This is a genomic window from Photobacterium rosenbergii, from assembly GCF_033022775.1.
Classification (GTDB): Bacteria; Pseudomonadota; Gammaproteobacteria; order Enterobacterales; family Vibrionaceae; genus Photobacterium; species Photobacterium rosenbergii_A.
On record NZ_JAWJZI010000001.1, the window covers coordinates 846,917 to 865,711 of the forward strand.

At 45.0% G+C, this 18,795-nt stretch carries 16 protein-coding genes; 1 reads left to right on the plus strand and 15 read right to left on the minus strand.

All coding sequences use genetic code 11. The features are described 5' to 3' along the window. Nucleotides 1-29: 29 nt before the first annotated feature. The 15 genes from R2X38_RS03865 to agaR all read right to left on the minus strand — a co-directional run bounded on the left by R2X38_RS03865 (nt 30) and on the right by agaR (nt 16,763). Nucleotides 30-1,637 (minus strand): sulfatase, encoded by a 1,608-nt coding sequence (locus R2X38_RS03865; RefSeq protein ID WP_317520789.1) that lies wholly within the window; start codon nt 1,635-1,637, stop codon nt 30-32. Nucleotides 1,638-1,660: 23 nt separating this feature from the next. Continuing rightward, nucleotides 1,661-2,896 carry an anaerobic sulfatase maturase gene (locus R2X38_RS03870; RefSeq protein WP_317520790.1) on the minus strand — a complete coding sequence of 412 codons (1,236 nt, stop codon included), beginning with the start codon at nt 2,894-2,896 and terminating at the stop codon, nt 1,661-1,663. Nucleotides 2,897-3,185: 289 nt separating this feature from the next. Next, a complete protein-coding gene (locus R2X38_RS03875) occupies nt 3,186-5,618 on the minus strand; it encodes a polysaccharide lyase 8 family protein (protein WP_317520791.1) in 2,433 nt (810 codons plus the stop codon). Between the two features lie 252 nt (nt 5,619-5,870). Beyond that, on the minus strand, nt 5,871-6,665 hold the full coding sequence (locus tag R2X38_RS03880; RefSeq protein WP_317520792.1) for a Cof-type HAD-IIB family hydrolase: 795 nt from the start codon (nt 6,663-6,665) through the stop codon (nt 5,871-5,873). A gap of 80 nt (nt 6,666-6,745) precedes the next feature. Continuing rightward, entirely contained in the window at nt 6,746-7,828 is a 1,083-nt protein-coding gene (locus R2X38_RS03885; protein ID WP_317520793.1) for a glycoside hydrolase family 105 protein, read from the minus strand. Nucleotides 7,829-7,837: 9 nt separating this feature from the next. Further along, the gene (kduD, locus tag R2X38_RS03890) at nt 7,838-8,593 is read right to left on the minus strand and encodes a 2-dehydro-3-deoxy-D-gluconate 5-dehydrogenase KduD (RefSeq protein ID WP_317520794.1); all 756 of its coding nucleotides are present in this window, start codon (nt 8,591-8,593) and stop codon (nt 7,838-7,840) included. 92 nt (nt 8,594-8,685) lie between these two features. Further along, nucleotides 8,686-9,516 carry a 5-dehydro-4-deoxy-D-glucuronate isomerase gene (kduI, locus tag R2X38_RS03895; protein WP_317520795.1) on the minus strand — a complete coding sequence of 277 codons (831 nt, stop codon included), beginning with the start codon at nt 9,514-9,516 and terminating at the stop codon, nt 8,686-8,688. A 52-nt stretch (nt 9,517-9,568) separates the two neighbouring features. Then, complete coding sequence (gene nagA, locus R2X38_RS03900; RefSeq protein ID WP_317520796.1) at nt 9,569-10,729, minus strand: N-acetylglucosamine-6-phosphate deacetylase; 1,161 nt, start codon at nt 10,727-10,729, stop codon at nt 9,569-9,571. Between the two features lie 2 nt (nt 10,730-10,731). Continuing rightward, complete coding sequence (gene agaF, locus R2X38_RS03905) at nt 10,732-11,175, minus strand: PTS galactosamine/N-acetylgalactosamine transporter subunit IIA (RefSeq protein WP_317520797.1); 444 nt, start codon at nt 11,173-11,175, stop codon at nt 10,732-10,734. Nucleotides 11,176-11,254: 79 nt separating this feature from the next. Continuing rightward, nucleotides 11,255-12,148, minus strand: coding sequence for a PTS system mannose/fructose/sorbose family transporter subunit IID (locus R2X38_RS03910; protein WP_317520798.1), 894 nt, complete (start codon nt 12,146-12,148; stop codon nt 11,255-11,257). Beyond that, on the minus strand, nt 12,138-12,911 hold the full coding sequence (agaW, locus tag R2X38_RS03915; RefSeq protein WP_317520799.1) for a PTS N-acetylgalactosamine transporter subunit IIC: 774 nt from the start codon (nt 12,909-12,911) through the stop codon (nt 12,138-12,140). Before agaW ends, R2X38_RS03910 begins: the two co-directional genes overlap by 11 nt. Before the next feature lie 49 nt (nt 12,912-12,960). After that, nucleotides 12,961-13,461, minus strand: coding sequence for a PTS N-acetylgalactosamine transporter subunit IIB (agaV, locus tag R2X38_RS03920; protein WP_317520800.1), 501 nt, complete (start codon nt 13,459-13,461; stop codon nt 12,961-12,963). A 16-nt stretch (nt 13,462-13,477) separates the two neighbouring features. Next, the gene (locus R2X38_RS03925; RefSeq protein WP_317520801.1) at nt 13,478-14,641 is read right to left on the minus strand and encodes an SIS domain-containing protein; all 1,164 of its coding nucleotides are present in this window, start codon (nt 14,639-14,641) and stop codon (nt 13,478-13,480) included. A gap of 10 nt (nt 14,642-14,651) precedes the next feature. Further along, entirely contained in the window at nt 14,652-15,938 is a 1,287-nt protein-coding gene (kbaZ, locus tag R2X38_RS03930) for a tagatose-bisphosphate aldolase subunit KbaZ (RefSeq protein WP_317520802.1), read from the minus strand. A gap of 48 nt (nt 15,939-15,986) precedes the next feature. After that, a complete protein-coding gene (gene agaR, locus R2X38_RS03935; protein WP_317520803.1) occupies nt 15,987-16,763 on the minus strand; it encodes a transcriptional repressor AgaR in 777 nt (258 codons plus the stop codon). 447 nt (nt 16,764-17,210) lie between these two features. Between agaR and R2X38_RS03940 the strand changes: the two genes are divergently transcribed. Then, nucleotides 17,211-18,773 (plus strand): sulfatase, encoded by a 1,563-nt coding sequence (locus R2X38_RS03940; RefSeq protein ID WP_317520804.1) that lies wholly within the window; start codon nt 17,211-17,213, stop codon nt 18,771-18,773. Nucleotides 18,774-18,795: the final 22 nt, after the last annotated feature.

Here is an 18,795-nt window from a genome sequence, read left to right on the forward strand (position 1 = left end):
AAAGGCCTCCGAAGAGGCCTATATGAAGGTTATTTTGCAGATTCAGTGATAATCTCGTAGCGATCTTGTCCCCATGCAATAGGTGCTGGCTTATCTTTAACCCAGTTATAGAAAGCCGTTTTCAACTCTTTCACTTTTTCTGGATATTTATCAGCCAAATTAACCGATTCCGCAGGATCTTTTGCGTAGTTATATAGCTCGAATTCTGCATTGCCATCATCGTAATAATGTAATGACCAATTTTGATCTTTAATTGCCCACTCACCTTTAGAATGGCGCTCGATGTATGGACTAGGAATGAATTCCTCTTCTTCGAAGGTGATCCACTTCCAGTAATGATTCCAGAAATCACCACTTTCCGGTGAGTAATGCAACGCACGAGGGCCAGCCCAGTACAAGTACTTATGTGGCTCCTGCTCTTCACCCATAAACAACGGCATAATATTCTGGCCGTTTACCTTCATCTCGGCTGGCACTTCAATATTCGCAGCATCTAAAGCCGTCGGCAGAATATCCATTGCTGAGATCATAGTATTATTAACTTTGCCTTCTGGAAGTTGGCCCTTCCAGTGAGCAATAAACGGTACGTGCACTCCACCACGATAGCGGGTTCCCTTAAAGGCACGATCCATACCATTCATCGGCATTGGCGACTCGAACACAGCACCGTTATCCGATAAGAAGAAAATAAGGGTATTTTCATACTCACCCATCTCTTTTAGCTTATCGACAATTTTACCGATACCTTCATCCGACGCGTTTACGTGAGCGTAGTACTTATCAACTTCAACGTTTCCCGTATTGAAGCGATCCATATACTTTGCTGGTGCAGGCTCCTCTAACGGAATATGCGGCACACTATAGGCGAGGTTGACAAAAAATGGTTTGTCTTCCTTATTCGCCTGCTCGATAAACTTCACAGTTTCATCAGTTAGGTTATGGGTAATATACCCAGGCGCTGGTACATTCTCACCATTTCGGAACATTGCCGGGGTATCGTATAAGGCAACGCCAGAGGCGTAGTAGCTGTAAGAGTAATTAAAGCCGCGTTCTTCTGCGCCATAACCTTCATTGGCAAACGGGATCTCATTTTCATGGTAATCGCGAGTACGTACGTCTTCTGGGACTAACTTTTTCGTCACAGGAGCATTGTGCCACTTACCAATATTGGCCGTCGCATAACCGTTTTCAGTAAACAATTCTGGCAACAATTTTATATCCAGCGGGATACCCAGTTTCGCATCATCATTACTGTATGTGCCAAAGCTATGTGGGTTACGGCCAGTCATCATTCCCGCACGAGAAGGACCACAAACGGGTGTTGCTACATAGGCGTTGGTCATTCGCACACCTTCATTTGCCAACTTGGTAATATTTGGCATTGAACGCTTGGCTGCATCGTATAGCTTGTCAAAATCGCCATCATAACGAGCTGGTACAGGACGTTTTTGCAACTCTTCCTTATCAATGGTATCCATTGCGAAATCAAGCTGCGCTGTGCCGAGATCATCCATAACGATCAGTAATACGTTTGGTTGTTCCGCTTTTTCTGCCGCAATAGAAATTGCAGGGGCCGCGGCGCAAGCGGCAGCAACAAAACCTGCCAGTACCGTCTTCTTCGATGAGGACAGTTTCATGGGTTACTCCTTTATTCGTAGGGTCAGTTAGCCGTCATTCTGGCTAAAATTGGCATTACATTAGCGGCATTGCCGCCTCGTTGTATTTCTTGGGCCATCAAGTGCATTGCTGGCGCTGTATGACTAAAGATTCGTTGGTAAGAAGTGCACAGATAATTGTGCTTGTGGCGCTCACCTTCTACCGCTTGGATGCGGTATTTTGGGCACCCCCCAAAGCAAAGTGCCTGAAAATCGCACTGTTTGCATTGCTGGGTAAGCTTTGAGGATTTTGCACTGCCAAAACGGCGCTGCTGTTTGCTGGTTGCTAAGGTAGCGATATTGGTTTGACTGATGTTACCTAATTTATTGGCTGGATAGACGTAGTGGTCGCAAGAATACAGATCACCGTTTGCTTCAATCACCATCGCCTGCCCACACTCACGCGACTGCACACACACCGAGGCTGGATACCCCATCCACGTTGCCAAAACACTATCAAACATACGGACAAATACTTGGCCAACGTCTTCTTTAATCCACTCATCAAATACATCTGTCATAAACTTCCCATAGCCATGGGAAGGCACAGAAAAAGGCGCTAGTTTATTTTCTCCACTGCCTACTTGGCTGTAGTGACCGTTGTTGATGGTTTGGCATTCAGGCTGCAGCTCTACAATGGGGATAAACTGAAGATGCTGTGAACCCAGTTTTTTTAAAGCGTGATAGGTTTCTCGGCCTTTATGCCAGTTCTGATCATTAATCACGGTTAGGGTATTGAACTCAACCCGGTGCTGCTTCAGTAGTTCAATTGCCCGTTTAACACGCTCAAATGTTGGACGTCCATTAACTGAAATTCGATACTTATCATGCACTTCTTCGATGCCGTCTATCGACACACCAATTAAGAAATGATTCTCAGAAAAAAACTGCGCCCACTGCTTGTTTATCGCCACCGCGTTGGTTTGGAAGCTATTGGTAATATTTTTTCCGTCAGCATATTGCTGCTGGTATTTCACCGCTTGTTTATAGAAATCAATTCCAGCGAGGGTCGGCTCCCCTCCCTGCCATGCGAAGTCGATATCATGACTGTCTTGTGAGCGGATGTAATCGCGAATGTAACGCTTGAGCATACCATCAGTCATATAGTTCGTTCGTGGATCTGATGCAGACGAGAAGGTGTCTTCTTTTTCAAGGTAGAAACAATAGTCGCACTTCAAATTACAGTGAAAACTGGTTGGCTTCGCCATCATATGAAAACGGGCTTTATGTGCTTGAGTCATTTTCTACCTTTCCACTTCGAAGAACTGCGAAAGATAATATGAAAGCAAACGAAGAAAATAAATGACGGAAATCACAATAACGCAAATTCAAAAACAAACAAAAGAAAAATAGAATTATAAAATTGAACAAACGCAAACATGAAAGACAAATCGAAAGAAAAGTGAAGATTTGAATTAATCGTGAATAAGCAAAAAAGATGGGTGAGTAGAGGTAAAATAGTGGCTGCATCTAGGAGCCACTATTTAATTCTAGGGAATGACGAATTCCGATATTGAGCCTTTTAGGCACTTACTTCACAGTAAATTGGTAACTCATACCCTGCAACCCAGAAACATCAACCACAAACTCTGTCTCTGAGTGCTGCTGCACCCTCCCTTGAGGATCAGACTTTATCTGGGCTCCATGGCCAAGCTTAAAGCGAACAAAAGTTTGAATTTGCAATGGATCGGTTACAGCAACTTTCAGCTCATCATCCTCGCCACCTTGAAGCATAATCGCCATAGGGCTGTATGTGGTGAGCAATGGATTAATAACAACTTCCTGCTCACTCCATACGTTAGCTGCCAGTAGCTCTAGCGAGTGATCAAAAATTGCGTGGGCTTGATGATCATTCTGCAAAATATCTAGCTGTGGATTTTCCGAAAATTGTTCCAGACTCTGACTACTTGCATTTGGCAACAATACATAAGCGTAACTATTATGTTCACTCTCATGCTTCTGCTCGGCTGAAATAAACGTCGCAGATGCCTCCCCATCTCGGGTACCGATATCTGACCAGTCACCTAATCGCAGCTCACGTTTCAACTCTAAATCAGTTGGCGCTAAGAAAACATAACTTAAGTCGCTACCTGCTAGCTCAGCATTACGGATACTTAAGGTCAACACATTCTCCAAACTGCCTTGGCTATTTTCCCACAACTCACCATTCACATAGATATTCGTAAGTCCTTCATCAGCGACCTTACGGTTAGCAATAACGGTTGATAATTCAGCACCAATAGAAGACTCAATATCTGAGCCTAACATCACCACTCCATCATCCAGCATAAACCAAGATTTTTTTGCCGTTAGCGTTTCATCCCAGTTATAGAAGTCCATTCCGGCAATACCGTAATCACCTAACTTCAGGGTACCGACCCAATCCATATCAGCTTTACGACCGCCTTTAATTTCGTTGCGCTGACCTTCACATTCCTGCATTTGCTGACTATCAACCGTTGTACCTTCCAGCTTATAGCTATCGACGACTGGCCAAAAATCAGTGTAATGCCCTAATTGGGTATTGTAGAGATAAGTCATACCATCACCGGTATACCATCCCTTGCGGTTTTCCTCATTCATACACTCATAGTTACCTAAACGGCTAGAGTGCATTGCAACACTAAATAACCAACCATCCCTGCGATGAATAGCCCGTTCCATGGATGGATAGCTGTAATGGCCAATCAACTCGCCACGCTCAGGAATAGTATCGTCATTCACTAGCGCAACTGATTTCTGGTAATTCACAACATTACTGGTTGAAGAAAAGAAGTCTTGGAAGGTATCTTCATTAATTAAAGTTTTGAGCATAGATTCTAGGCGAGCTTTATCTTCCGGGGTTGCCCCATCTATGTAATGCAGTATCGAGCGCATAACTTGGTGACCAACATCATGACCTTGCTCCTGTGGTCTCGAAATAGCACGCCCATTGACAAACTCAAGCATTGTTCCTTTATAAAGAAGCGGTTCATAACTCTTATAGATTATTGGGTAAACCTCTTGTAAGGCAGGATCCGTTGCCTCCCATGGCGAACCTGCCACTAAGTTCAGCTGAAGCCCTAGCCCATTCAGCAATACATTGCCGTATGTTCCGTTATAAGCAATATCATAATGCTGTAAAAATGAACCATCTTGGTAGAAACCATCACTGGTTGTCACATACTCCAATACAGGAGGCAATGCGGCTATGGCTTCTTCAATTTCAGCAGCATTATTTCCAAGCACCCCACGCAATAACACTACTTGAGTATTATCCGTTCTATTACCACCAGTTGATTCCCTATAGTTCGGGTTAGTTGACCACGCGGCACCAGGACCTGCACCTAAATGAGTTGCTTCAGGTGTAAAGTATTCGGTCGCATTCAAATGATTCGTTACCAAAGATTGCGGTACATCGTCATAGATTAAACTCAGAATATTATGAACATCACGTGGAGTGCCTAACTCCCAATTCCACCAATTACCCCACTCTTTAGCCCCTACTTTATAATAATGGGTATTTAGAAAATCCATGCCGTCAACAATTGCCGCCAGAAGCTCGGGATCATTTTGATATTGGCCATCTCTCAATCGGTAGGCTTTTGCCATCGTAAAAATACGCTGGTAAGACGCCCGAATATTTTGTCCGAGAACTACACGCCCTTCCTCTGTACTTTCATTCAACCATAAATCATCCCAAAGGCTTTCACGGTCGACATTTGTATTCATCGCTTGCCACTGGTTATAGGCATTGTTGTTAGTGCTGACCACCATCTGATTTAGCCTGTCATCGAAAGGAATATCCGGATCGCCAAGATAGTTTTCGGCCCAGCGAAGTCTTAATTCCTGAAAGTCTCGCTGGATCGCGCCAGTTAATTCTGTTCGGTTTTGTGAGTTAGTGTCAGCTGTTGTTGCCCATACGGGCAATGAAGCCATTGCTAATGCTGCTGTAATTGAAACAACTAAGGGGAGCGTTCTCATTTATACCTCCGACATTGCGTAATAATTAGACGATAACGTTAGCAAAAGAGAAGAATTGAAAGATAACGAAGATCACACAGCTGACATAATGAAAGAAAGTAAAATACATTTCCCCCAAGAATATCACCATCGAAACCTACCAAAACAGTAAAATGAAAACTGTAGAATAAAATGTATAACAACTACGTCTAGAAAAGAACAGCACTTAAAGCCCAACAGTAGAGGAGGCTTGATACACAAGCCTCCATCCCACTACAAATAAGCCGCAATATAGTTTGCCACGGCTTCATCGGCACAGCAGCCTATCACCTCATGACGATGCAAGCATTGCTTCAATCGCTCTTGCGCTGTGGCCATAATTAGCCCTTTTCCCGCATACTCCAGCATCTCTTTATCATTCATGGCATCACCAAAGGCCAAGGTTTGCTCCCGTGCAATACCGAGCTTTGCTATTACCACTTCAAGGGCGTTACCTTTGGTTGCCTTCGGGGCTGTTACCTCTAAGCAAAACGGGCTGGAAAACATGACATTTGCCACACCTTCAAGCATCGGCGAGAGGATCTGCTCATATTGAACTAGATATTGATGATCTGGATAGGTCAGCGACAATTTCGCAATATTCTCTGGTTTCAAAGTGGCGTGATGAAATAACGAGTAACTAAAGCCACTAATACGGTGGTATTTCTCAATATTTTCGTTCTTTCGACTCGACAGCCAGCCTGTATCTTGGAACAGGTGAACGGTTAGTGATTTATCGTCCCAGACCTTGGCGAGTACTCGCTCAATGATATCACCAGGTACATCATGGCCCAGCACAAGGTTGCCATCAGGATCATGAACACGGGCGCCATTGGCACTGATAACATAGGCAGGTAACCCTAGGTACTCACGAATGCCAAACACATCAAGATGGTGACGCCCTGAAGCAAATACAAAATGGCATCCCTTTTCTACCCACTGCTCCAAGATACTTTTGGTATATTGACCAATAACATGGTCGGGTGTCAGCATTGTTCCATCTAAATCTGAGACTACTAATTGATACATCGCGCTCTCCCCTATGATAAAAAAATACCCAGCAAGGCTGGGTATTGTCATGATCGGTTCTTCAGCTCTATAGCCTTAGCTTAGTCAGCTAGCTTGGCGATTTCTGTGGCCGCCAATAGAAACGCGCCCGCACCATAATCGATATTGTGTTCAAAGTTCACATCTCTCGGATTAAATGCAGGAAGCTGGACCCACCCAATCATGCCGTTGTCATGAATACAGCCCTGCAGTGCTTGCCATGCTTTTTCTACCACCGGTAAGTAAGTTTCACGATCAAGCTGGCCTGTATTGATACCCCATGCAAGGCCATAACAGAACAGGGATGTTGCGCTACTTTCTGGCGCTGGGAAGTTTTCAGGATCGAGCAAACTGGTACGCCAGAAGCCATCATCCTGCTGGTACTTGATCACTTCTACAGCCAAGTTGTTGAACAACTCAAGATAGGGCTGTTGCTGGTCAAAGTCATCCGGGAAGCGTGCCATCAATCGTGGTACAGCTGCCAGCATCCAGCCTATTCCACGCGACCAAAACACCTTCTCACCGTTGGCTTCACGAAGTTCTGCCCCACCGTCGCCAAACTCATCACGATATTTCTGACCAACTTCTGTAGGCATGTAACGGTAGTCACGGTAGAACAACTTCGTGTCAGGATCATAAAGGTGATCAATTGAGTCCCAAAACGCCGTATGCATGTAATCAACATACTTACGCTCACCAGTCACTTTAGACAACGCAGCAAAAGCGGGCGGCGCCATGAACAATGAATCGACCCACCACCAATCACGATGACCCGGTTTCGGATCATCAAGCATTATATCAAACGCCATAATGGTCGATTCAAGCGCTTCAGGGGTGTTTATTTCGGGATACACATCCAGATAAGCTTGGGCACATACGTGGTCATCAGCAAAACGAGGAAATGCTCCCGTTCTAAAACCAGTATGTAGGGTGTAGTCCATAACCCCATTTAAATATTCTTTGTCTTCTGTTGCTTTCCATGCTGCGGCAACGCAAGACCAGAATACCCCGCGCTCCCAGTCAGTATCTTTAATAAAGCGAGTTTTGCCACTGCGGCGTATCACACTGCGAGTTTGGTTTGCCGCCTGATAGCGATAAACACATTTCATCGTCTCAAGGATGTGTTGCTTGGTTCCAAATGTCATCATAGCCCCTTAGCGTGCCAACCAACCGCCATCAACAGCAATAGTGTATCCATTTACGTAATCACTCGCAGAAGAAGCCAGGAATACAGCAGGGCCTTCCAGATCTGAAGGTGATCCCCAGCGATTAGCAGGAATACGCTCAAGAATCGCGGCATTACGCGCTTCATCAGCACGCAGAGCCTCGGTGTTATCCGTTGCCATATAGCCTGGGGCAATCGCGTTCACATTAATATTATGCTCAGCCAGCTCAGTCGCCAATGCACGTGTTAAGCCCATAACCGCAGATTTACTTGCCGTATAAGAAGGAACACGTATACCACCTTGGAAAGACAACATTGAGGCAATATTTATAATTTTTCCGCCACTACCTTGTTTAACAAATTGCTTAGCCACAGCCTGAGATAAAAAGAATAATGTTTTCTGGTTAATGTTAATGACATCATCCCAATTTTCTTTAGAAAACTCTAAAACATCCTCACGGCGAATAATACCTGCGTTATTTACAAGAATATCAACCTGTCCCATCACTTCAGCTGCTTCAGCAACCAGTACTTCAAGGTTGTCTTGCTCCATTAAGTTCGCAGTAATGTAATGAAATTTACGGCCAAGTGCTTCAATTTGCTTTTGCGTGTCAGTAGCCTCAACATGGCCAATACCAACTATATCTGCACCCGCTTTTGCCAACCCTAAAGCCATACCTTGCCCAAGGCCAGTATTACAACCGGTAACAATGGCAACTTTATTAGTTAAATCAAATTTAGTCATTTTAATTCCTGATAATCATTCACGACGATACGGCAGGCTCGTAATATCGAGCCAATAATATTAGCCGTAACATTAATTAGTAAGAGATGAGGTTATTTAAGATCGCACATCGCGATATGATCCATATCGTGGAAGGTTTGATTCTCGCCCACCATACTCCAAATAAAAGTATATGCAGCCGTACCTACCCCAGAGTGAATTGACCAACTTGGACTGATCACCGCTTGTTCGTTGCGCATGACAATGTGGCGAGTTTCTTGTGGTTCACCCATGTAATGAAAAACAATGTTGTCATTTTTCATATTGAAATACAGATACACTTCCATACGACGCTCATGGGTATGGCACGGCATCGTGTTCCACAAACTTCCCGGTGCTAGCTCTGTTAATCCCATTGTCAGCTGGCAGGTAGGTAATACCGCAGGGTGAAGATATTTATTGATCGTGCGGACGTTACAGTTTTCCTGATTGCCCAGTGTTTCTGGCGAGGTATCTTCACGGGTAATTTTACGTGTCGGATATGTCATATGGGCAGGTGCGCTATTGACATAAAAACGCGCTGGCTTCTGTTCGGACACGCTAGTAAATAGCACTTCTTTAGCCCCTTTACCCACATAAATAGCTTCACGGTGACCAATTTCGAATGTCTCGCTGTCAACGGTTACAAGGCCCGGCTCGCCTATATTGATGGCTCCCAGTTCACGGCGTTCAAGAAAGAAATCCACAGCTAGCTCTTTGCCACCTTCAAGCGACAAAGCCTCAGTAGTTGGCACTGCGCCACCAACAATAATGCGATCGATATGGCTGTAAGTTAGGTTTATTTTCCCTTGCTGGAACATACCTTCGATCAGGAACTGCTCCCTTAGCCCTTCAGTATCTAGCTGTTTGGCATGTACGCTATGAATCGGTTGACGAATATCCATTGTAAAACCTCTCAAAATTCATTGTTCTGCATTGAAGGCGGGCTTGTGGCTATTAATTCATATCTGGGCCACGGTATACCCACTCGCCCCGAATTATTGTTCCTTGCACCTCTAATGCTGTATTCATGATGGTTAAGCTCGCGTCCATACCTTCACAAATGCTGCCAAGGCGGTCTTCGATACCAAGATATTTAGCCGGTACCGACGAAGCCATCTGTACCGCTTCCCAAGCCGGCACTTTGGTATCGAAGACCATGTTGCGAATGGCCTGATCCAAGCTACAGGTGCTACCCGCCAATGAACCGCACGGGCTTCTTGCCTCACCGTTGGTTACCGTAATGGTCTGGGCCCCCAGCTGATAATCGCCATCAGAAAGGCCTCCAGCCCGCATGCAGTCAGTAATAAGGGCAATACCTTGATAACCTTTCATACGGTAAGCCAGCTGCATCATCACCGGATTAACATGGACTCCATCTGCTATGAGTTCAGCCAACATGTCATGGTAAAGCACCGCTCCGCAGCACCCCGGCTCTCGATGGTGTAAACCGCGCATACCATTGAACAGGTGCACGCCACAATCAGCACCGTGCCGATGGGCTTCTGTCACTTGTTCGAATGTTGCATCGGTATGGGCAACCGATGTTTTTATATGGTGTTCGCTTAACCAGCTGATCGCTTCCATCGCCCCTTCGGCCTCAGGCGCAACGGCTGCACGCAACAATGAAGCACCGCCAGCTTCGCGTAATTGGCGAAGTTCATCGAGTGTTGGCGCTTTTAGATAAGCGGGCGGATGTGAACCCCGGTGAGGCTCGGTAAAATATGGACCTTCAAGAAAGCTACCCAACAATTCAGCACAATATCCTTGTGGCTGCTCGGAAAACGAACGAACTTGCTTGAGGGCGAGTAAAATATCATTCCAAGGGGCTGTTACGGTCGTTCCAACCCAGCCAACAACCCCTGTTTGCGGTAATGCTTCACCAATGGCCTGCAACGCTTCATCGGTTGCATCCATGACATCAAAACCCTGCCGACCATGAATATGGATATCAATAAACCCCGGCATTAACGAATGGCCCGTTAGCCGAATAACCTCGCAATCTGTTGGTATTATTGCTGTAATGGCTTCGATCTTTCCATCAGCCACAACCACAGCGGTGTCAGTTTTGATCCCTTCAGGTGTAAATACCTGATCAGCAAGCAAGGCATAGTGCATAATTACAATCCGTCTTCACATTTTAGTTCTGGCTCTGGGGCCATCACAGCTTCTAGCTCTTTACGCATGTCTTGCATGCATGAACCGCCAATGTCTAGTAGCGTTTCAACCAATTCTTTCAGCTCTGCGCCATCACGTTCGAATGCTGCATTAGCGATCATCGGTAAATTAACACCGGCGATTAGCTCAACATTATCCGTATCCATCATTATTGCGAGAGCGCGGTTACAAGGTGAACCACCAGGAATGTCAGTCAGGAACAGCACACCTTCTCCACTATCAACACGCTTTGCAGCCTGACGAAGTTCAGCTTCTAGCTCGTCGGTCGACATTGATTCAACAAAGTCGATAAACTCAAGCTGATCTTGCTCACCAGCAATCGCTTTTACTGCTGACCCCATGCCCGTTGCAAAATTAATGTGACCTGAAACTACAATACCAATCATTTAAAAATCCTTACTAAGGGGGCTGCATGTGCCCCCTTTTTACCTATTACTTATGTATTTAATTGCCTAAATGGGTTTGTTACAGAATGCCTAAGGCGTGTCCGATAACACCACTGGCCAAAGTTGCAAAAATCAGCACTGGGGGTTTCGCCCAGAAGCCAGTGCCCTTCACCATCTTGAACATAAAGAACACTAAACACAGCGGTAATAGGTTGGGCATTATCTTGTCGAACAGCGCCTCTTGTAATTCGACCGTTTTACCCCCGAGTTCGACCGATGCTGTGGTCTGGACCCGTATGAAGGTGGCCGAGAGTGCCCCGATAACAAAGATACCCATGATATTCGCCGCTTTGGCCAAGCGCTCAGTTGCATCACTGAGGTTAACCATCGCTGCAGTGCCCGCTTTGTAACCCATGAACATCAGAGCAAAATAGACAAAGAAGTGCACAACTTGGTACAGAGCAAAGAATACGAATGGACCTGCAATCGAGCCTTCAATTGCAATCGATGCACCCAGTGCTAGGGTAAGCGGCATCAACGTCATGTGGTCGATAGCATCACCGATACCACCAGTTGGCCCCATGCCAGCCACTTTCATAACGTTGACAGTCGATGGCTTTTCTTTGTTTTCTTCCATTGCAATGGCAGTACCGAGCAAGAAAGTAAACAGCTTAGGACTCGCATTGAAGAACTGTAGGTGGTTCTTCAAAGACTTAGCAAAGTCACGTTTATTGTTACCGTGGATCTTTTTCAATGCAGGGATGATAGAGTAAGCAAAACCACCGGCCTGCATACGCTCGAAATTGAAGTTACCCTCCATGAACAGGCCACGGATAGAACATATCCACAGATCCTTTTTGGTAATAACTTTGCGTACTTCGGTATCTTCATAAGCATCTACACCATCAACCAGGTTTACATGCTCGTCAGCTTTTTTGTCGGTTAGCTTGCCCGCTGTGATATCAGATGCCATCTTCGAATTCCTCTACTTGGTTGTTTCCGTTGCCATTTCCATTGTTACCGCTGAAGAAGTAGTACAGTGCCGCTGCTGACGCACCTAGTACCGCTACCGCCATGACAGGTAGGTGTAGATAGGTTGTCATTACGAAACCAATAAAGAACACACCAGCCACTTCTTTTGACCACATAATCTTAAGAAGCATTGCAAAACCGATTGCCGGTACCATACGAGCACCAATACCTAGACCTTCAAGCAAGACTGTTGGCGCATTTTCATCAATCCAGGTTGCAGCATGCTCACCAAAGTAAACCGTAACAAAAGCAACGATGGAATAAAGAAGTGCACGTAGTCCAATGGTGGAGAGCAGCAACCTATCTATACCGCCTGAATCACCTCGCTCTGCATAGCGATCCGCTTTACCCATAGTGAATGATGTTACAGCGAAGAAACCAATAACTAGCATCTGCATAAGTACGGCAATTGGCATACCTACGCCCATTGCCACTTCTGCTGATTGGCCCGTCATTACCGCAAAGGCAACAGCAGCAATCGTGCCAAGTGTGACATCAGGTGGCTGGGCACCTGCGTTAGGCACTAGGCCCAACCAAGCTAGTTCAAGTGTTGCACCAGCAATCAAACCAATTTGCATGTCGCCCATAATCAGGCCAACGACAGGACCGGTGATCAATGGACGGTGAATGTTCAACGCAACATCGTATTTATCGATACCACAGAAGAACGCCCATATCGCAACCAGCGTAGCTTCAAAAAACATGATTTATTCCTTTTGTAAATCTCTGTTTGTAGGGGGAATCCGAGTTAAATTAAGCAGACTCTTTCGCCAGCTCTAATACATCAATCGGGGTTTGATCCGGTGTGTTTTGAATCGTACATGTCACACCGCGTGCAACCATCTTTTCAAACGCTAGGATGTCTTTGTCATCAACCGATACTGTTTTCGCAATTTGCTTTTTACCTTCGTGGAAGTGCATGTTGCCAACATTACAGTGAGTAATTGGCACACCGCCTTCAACCAAGCGCGCAACATCTGTTGGGTTATTACACAGCACGAAGATACTCTGCTTTGGTGATGCCTTGTGGATGACATCAATCGTCTTTTGGATAGAGAAGAAGCGAACAGCGTATTCACCACCCGCAGACGCTTTCATTCCAGCCTGCATAAATGCGGCATTCGGGCCTTCTGCTGCTTCATCATTGGCAACAAGAATAAGATTGGCTTCAGTATGTTTACCCCAAGTAATACGGATTTGGCCGTGAAGCAAACGCTCGTCGATACGGGTCCAGACAATATTAGGTGCAGTCATAATTGTTCTACCTGTTCTACTTATTTAATTTGTGAATAATTACCCCTTGTACAACACGATTTACTTCGCCGGTCGGACATGGGTTATCAGGGGTGTTACCCAGTGCTAATGCACGGTGGAAAGAATAAATTTGAGCGAAAAGAATGTATGGGAATAGCAGCTCTGCATCAGTAGCCGTATCCATCTGTGGTAGTTGCCAGTAATCGCCCTCTGTAACGCGATCATCAAGCTTCGCGGTTATTGCAATAACCTGGCCGGCAATATTGTCACGGCGAAGTTCAGCAAGTAAATCAAGATCATATTTTCGGGTATGAGGATCATTTGAAATGAAAACCACAATCATTGTTCTAGAATCAACGATTGATTTAGGGCCATGGCGGAAGCCTAGTGGCGAATCAAATGCTGCAACGACCTTACCTGCAGTAAGCTCAAGCAACTTCAATGCTGATTCCTGTGCGAGGCCTTGCAAACCGCCACTACCAAGGTAAATAACACGTTGAATATCATAAGCGGCAATATCGCTTATTTTTGCATTAAATTCCTTGATCAACACCTCAGAACACTGGCTGAAATTTTCAATCACTTTCGTGTAATCGTTCTTGCTATCAAGAATCGAAAGCGCAGACAACATCATTGAAGAAAAGCTGGATGTCATCGCAAATGACTGATCATTTGTTTCTTTTGGCATTAATACCGATAGTGACTTGTCATCATTTAAACTATTTTTGTATAGCTGGCCTTCAGCATTACAGGTCAGTACTAAATGGTAACAATTTGTTAGGCACTGTTTACCTAGCTCAACCGCCGCAACACTTTCAGGGCTGTTACCCGAGCGAGCAAAAGACACCAACAATGTAGGTACATCTTCAGCAAAATACTGAGTTGGGTTCGAAACAATGTCCGTAGTGGCAATAGCTTCAACTCGGCGCTCTAGCTTTTCGGATAGCAGCGGCGCTAAAGCACGGCCAGCAAATGCTGATGTGCCAGCTCCAGTCATAATAATCCGCAGTTCCGGCTGCGCTAGCACCGGTGCCATGAACTCTTGAATTACGGCATTGCATTCAGACAAAATTGCACTGGTTTCACGCCAACAAGTTGGTTGCTGTTCAATTTCTTTTGCCGTCCAATAGCCTTTTAAGCGTTCTAGCTCTTTCTCTGAGTAGCCCAGATAATGATTCATAATTTACCTCTTAACCTTTATTTGTTTTGCAAGCCTTCGCATAGCTACGAAGTACCTGACGAATCTTGTCTAACACAAGAGCCTTCGGCGTTGACTCAATTGTGCCCTCACGAACGGCGTGGAACTGTTCAGGCAAATATTGACTTAATAGCGGCAGTGGCATCCCTGAGCGAGAAAGATTGCCGAAGAGTTTTTCTTGGGCTTGATTAATTTGCTGATTTGGCCAGTAATAGCGAATACGATCACTGAAGCTGTAGCAACGGGCAAAGCGCTGTTGTGATTCATCACCCTGATAATATTTATTCCAATATTCAGGAGCTTCGCACATTTGCTGTTCAAGCATTTCACGTAAATTCGAGCAGTGCGCTTTAGCCGTGATTTGTTCTTCAATCTCGCAAAGATTGAATAGAGCCTCACGCATTGCAAACGTTAGCGCGGGACCGACTTTCAATATTGCAAAATGATCTTGTACCAACGCGTGATATGCTTTGTCGGTTTGATAGTCTGTCGAGTGTGCTTCAAAGATAAGGTGCTGATAGTCATCGACGACACAGCTAAGCGCTTGGGCTTTTTCAGGGCGGTAATCAATCACACCAGTATGGTCAAACTCAACACCTGGTTGAACAACCAAGCCAATCACACGTTCCCAACAGCTAGAAACACCAGCGGTTAAAAAAGCTGCTCGGTGGCAATCGATAGTTTTACGAGCCGCCTCTGGGGAGGTCACTTCTAACTCATCAAGTTCTTCTGCAGCGCCACCCGGCACCGGAACTTCAGTGCCAATGACATAAGTAATATCGCTACAACCAAATGTTTCCAAGGCAGTTTTTTCTGCGATAACAGCAAGTCTGGCAGCACGCTCTGCAACCACTTCATCAGTAAGTGGTACTGGCTCGTCCTTACACGACATACTGCAATCAAGGTGTATTTTCTTAAAGCCTGCAGCGACATAAGCTGCAATTAAGTCATCGGCCTTTGCCATTGCTTCTTCGGCTGGCAAGTCTTGCCAACGGTTAGGGCCAAGGTGATCACCACCTAAAATGATCTTTTCAGTTGGAAATTGAAGGCTCTCGGCCTTATTAAGAACGAAGTTACGGAAATCTACAGGAGTCATCCCTGTGTAACCGCCAAATTGATCGACCTGATTGGAGGTAGCTTCGATTAATAATAAAGAATCATCGCTCAACGCTTGCATCAGTGCGGCTTCAATCACCAAAGGGTGCGCCGAACAAACAGAGTAAATACCTATTTGTTCGCCTGCTTTATGGCGTTGAACGAGATTAAGAAGGGTGTTCATGTACTAACTCCACAATCAACATCTGAAATGCAACTATGGAGCTAGTAGTTAGTAGTCTTTCTCTACAATAATAACGTCTACTTTCATTTCTCGAAGACCTTGTAAGTAATCTTCAGGAATATCAGAATCAGTTACTAAGATATCAATATTTCCAAACTCGCGAATCATGTGGCAGCTGCGTTTACCAAACTTACTTGAATCCGCAACAGCAATCACTTGTTCAGAAATTTCACACATCAAGCGGTTTAAACTCGCTTCCTGCTCGTTATGTGTAGTGATACCGGCTCGTAAATCAAAACCATCTACTCCAAGAAAAACCTTATCGAAACGGTAATTCTTCAAGCTACTCTCGGCTTGCGAGCCTGAAAAAGACAATGCGTTCTTACGAAGCACACCACCAGACATCAATACCTCTATACCAGGTGCCGATGCCAACTCCATCGCAACATCCAGACCATTGGTCATTACCACTACATCTTCCAGCGACTTAAGACTGGAGGCGATTTCTCGCGTAGTAGTACCCGAATCTAGAATAACGGTGTCACCACTTTCAATTAGCTTTGCAGCCGCTTGACCAATCAAAGATTTAATACCTGCATTCTGGCGGCGTTTCTCTTGAACGGTAAGCTCTGCAATCACCCCTGTATTCGGAATAGCTGCGCCATGCGAACGAACCACATAACCATTTTTTTCCAAAAAACTCAGGTCGCTACGAATAGTGACACTTGAGACATCAAACTGTGCAGCAAGGTCCTCGACACGGGCTTTACCTTCTCGGTTAACCACGTCTACGATTTCCATTCGCCTTTCGACAGCACTTTTCACTTTACTTGTCTCCTTACGAAACCAGCAAAATACCTTTCGCTTGATTTCGAATACAGCTTACACCTAAAAACGAAAGCAACAATACGGAAGTTGAAAACTTTTGATCTCTTTCACAATCTTTCGCATTCCTGCACTTTACTTACGTAACCTTACGCATTGAGTCCTATGATAACCTTCGAAAAGTTGAAAGCCAAACCAAAAACCATAATATCCCAGCACTAATCACCTTCTTTTGCTTTTTCTAAGCCGCACTTTACTTTCACAATCAGTCTTCTTTCCTTTCGATTTACTTTTTGTGATCAATTACACAGCCAACAAACTTTCGATCACTTACGATTCAGCACAACCAACGCAACAACAAAAACAAACGAACAACAAGCATAACCAAATGACACCAAGAAACTTTCATTTTGTTTGCGCCGAAGATCGAAACCTCAGGAGCCTTACATGTCCATAACTCGACGAAGTATATTGAAAGGAATAGCAGCAACCAGTGCTGTTGCCGCTACAGCAGCAACTACAGGCTGTAGTTCAGCTCAACCTTCTCTTGCTGCAACAAGCTCTGAAAGTCCTCAGAAGAAGAAGCCCAACCTGTTAATCGTATTTCCAGATGAAATGCGTACCCAGTCTTTAGGCTTTATGAACCAAGACCGCTCCGATACACCAAATATTAATCGGTTTGCTAAACAAGGAGTCTTCCTACGCCAAGCGGTATCAAACTTTCCGTTATGTACACCATTTCGCGGCATGTTAATGACTGGACAATATCCTTACCGCAACGGTATTCAGGGCAATAGCCATACCGCCATGGAGGGAAATTTTGGTGGCAAAGATTTTGGTATTGAACTGAAAAAAAGCACCGTTACATGGTCTGATATTCTGAAACGCAATGGCTACAGCATGGGCTATATCGGAAAATGGCACCTTGATACGCCAGAAGCCCCTTTTGTACCTAGCTATAACAACCCAATGGAAGGTCGTTATTGGAACGATTGGACAGCGCCAGATCGCCGCCATGGGTTTGATTTTTGGTACGCCTATGGCACCTACGATCTTCATATGAAGCCTATTTATTGGACCAATGATACGCCACGAGATAAACCGCTTGAGATAGACCAATGGAGCCCGGAGCACGAAGCCGATATCGCCATAAAATACCTACGCAATGAAGGAGGCAATTACCGAGATAGTGAACAGCCATTCACTTTGGTCGTCTCGATGAATCCGCCGCATTCACCTTACGATCAAGTCCCTCAAAAATACCTAGACCGATATAAAGGCGAAACATCTGAAAGCCTTAATACACGTCCGAATGTTAACTGGGATAAAGAGTATCTAGACGGGTACGGCCCCAAATACTTCAAAGAATATATGGCTATGGTTAACGGCGTTGACGAGCAGTTTGGCCGAATCCTCGATGAACTAGAACGCCTCAAATTAGAAGAAGATACATTAGTTGTCTTTTTCTCAGATCACGGCTGTTGCATGGGCTCAAATGGCAACCCTACCAAGAATGTTCATTATGAAGAATCAATGCGAATTCCAATGATCTTCCGCTGGCCGGGGACACTATCGCCAAAAACTGATGATCTACTGTTCTCTGCACCTGATATCTACCCAACCATTTTCGGTTTAATGGGAATATCAGATCAAATTCCAGACACAGTCGAAGGCTTCAATTATGCCAATACCGTTTCTGGTATCGAAGGTGATAGTAGGCCGACCTCGCAAATCTATACCTTTATGCCTTACGGCGGCCAGTCGTACGGACGTCGCGGTATACGTACTGATCGGTACACCCTGATGATTGACAGAAAAATCGGTAAACCACTCACTTTTGTCCTTCATGACAACGTCAACGATCCATACCAAATGGAAAACATTGCAGAACAAAACGAAACCCTAATTAAAAAATTGGTCGAGGAAGAGCTCCTTCCATGGCTTGAACATACTGGCGACCCATGGCGACCAACAGAAGTGCCAGCCTATACCGCCAAAGCTTACACCTAATTAATTACGCAATCCTATAAGA

Coding starts and splice junctions, on each gene's coding strand:
- R2X38_RS03865 (WP_317520789.1), bottom strand. CDS start 1,637: ATGAAACTGTCCTCATCGAAGAAGACGGTACTGGCAGGTTTTGTTGCT.
- R2X38_RS03870 (WP_317520790.1), bottom strand. CDS start 2,896: ATGACTCAAGCACATAAAGCCCGTTTTCATATGATGGCGAAGCCAACC.
- R2X38_RS03875 (WP_317520791.1), bottom strand. CDS start 5,618: ATGAGAACGCTCCCCTTAGTTGTTTCAATTACAGCAGCATTAGCAATG.
- R2X38_RS03880 (WP_317520792.1), bottom strand. CDS start 6,665: ATGTATCAATTAGTAGTCTCAGATTTAGATGGAACAATGCTGACACCC.
- R2X38_RS03885 (WP_317520793.1), bottom strand. CDS start 7,828: ATGACATTTGGAACCAAGCAACACATCCTTGAGACGATGAAATGTGTT.
- kduD (WP_317520794.1), bottom strand. CDS start 8,593: ATGACTAAATTTGATTTAACTAATAAAGTTGCCATTGTTACCGGTTGT.
- kduI (WP_317520795.1), bottom strand. CDS start 9,516: ATGGATATTCGTCAACCGATTCATAGCGTACATGCCAAACAGCTAGAT.
- nagA (WP_317520796.1), bottom strand. CDS start 10,729: ATGCACTATGCCTTGCTTGCTGATCAGGTATTTACACCTGAAGGGATC.
- agaF (WP_317520797.1), bottom strand. CDS start 11,175: ATGATTGGTATTGTAGTTTCAGGTCACATTAATTTTGCAACGGGCATG.
- R2X38_RS03910 (WP_317520798.1), bottom strand. CDS start 12,148: ATGGCATCTGATATCACAGCGGGCAAGCTAACCGACAAAAAAGCTGAC.
- agaW (WP_317520799.1), bottom strand. CDS start 12,911: ATGTTTTTTGAAGCTACGCTGGTTGCGATATGGGCGTTCTTCTGTGGT.
- agaV (WP_317520800.1), bottom strand. CDS start 13,461: ATGACTGCACCTAATATTGTCTGGACCCGTATCGACGAGCGTTTGCTT.
- R2X38_RS03925 (WP_317520801.1), bottom strand. CDS start 14,641: ATGAATCATTATCTGGGCTACTCAGAGAAAGAGCTAGAACGCTTAAAA.
- kbaZ (WP_317520802.1), bottom strand. CDS start 15,938: ATGAACACCCTTCTTAATCTCGTTCAACGCCATAAAGCAGGCGAACAA.
- R2X38_RS03940 (WP_317520804.1), top strand. CDS start 17,211: ATGTCCATAACTCGACGAAGTATATTGAAAGGAATAGCAGCAACCAGT.